This window comes from Prevotella sp. MGM2 (assembly GCF_002933955.1).
In the GTDB taxonomy this organism is placed as follows: domain Bacteria; phylum Bacteroidota; class Bacteroidia; order Bacteroidales; family Bacteroidaceae; genus Alloprevotella.
On the sequence record NZ_BEWW01000210.1, the window covers coordinates 1 to 626 of the forward strand.

At 56.5% G+C, this 626-nt stretch carries 1 protein-coding gene; it reads right to left on the reverse strand.

Annotated features, from left to right (window positions below; genetic code table 11):
• A partial coding sequence (locus tag C5S62_RS05015; RefSeq protein ID WP_275541726.1) for a glycoside hydrolase family 36 N-terminal domain-containing protein occupies window positions 1–626 on the reverse strand: 626 nt, incomplete at both ends.

Here is a 626-nt window from a genome sequence, read left to right on the forward strand (position 1 = left end):
GTCCGGCCTGGTCGGCTATGATGGTTGTTCCGTCGGGGAGCGTTTCCTCGGTCAGGTAGCTTTGGCTGGTCCATCCGGCGTGAAACTGGGTGAGGTAGTTGTTGCTGCGGGTGAAGGGTACGGACGCGCTGGCAAAGGTAATCAGTTTCACCGCTCCCTTTTTGGCGTTGTTGGTAATGTCGTACCAGGTGGAGAAAACTTCAGTGCCCGCATAATGGCGGAAATACTGGCGGACGGTCAGGGGATATACCCTGTCAGTGAAAGTCAGTATGAGCAGTTCTCCCTTGCCGTCTGTTGTGCGCCTGAGACTGTCCATTTTAAGGTCGAGGCTCATGTTGCCGTCGGGCATTTCCACGCTCAGGGCCTTTTCGCCGTTGGGGTCGGGGCCGAATGTCGGAAGAGTGTTGCCGGTGAAATTGGCGTTGACGCCGAACAGTCCGCTGATGTCATCGGAACTTATGCGCGGACCGAAATACTGGTAGTAGGCCGTGCCGCCGTCATTGGTCGTGACAACAAGCGAACTCTTGTCGGAACTCAGCACATGGGTGCGGTTTGCCTGCGCATAACCGCCGGCGGGGGCTGCAACCAGCATGAAAGCTGTGAGGACAGTCGTGAGAAATCTGTTT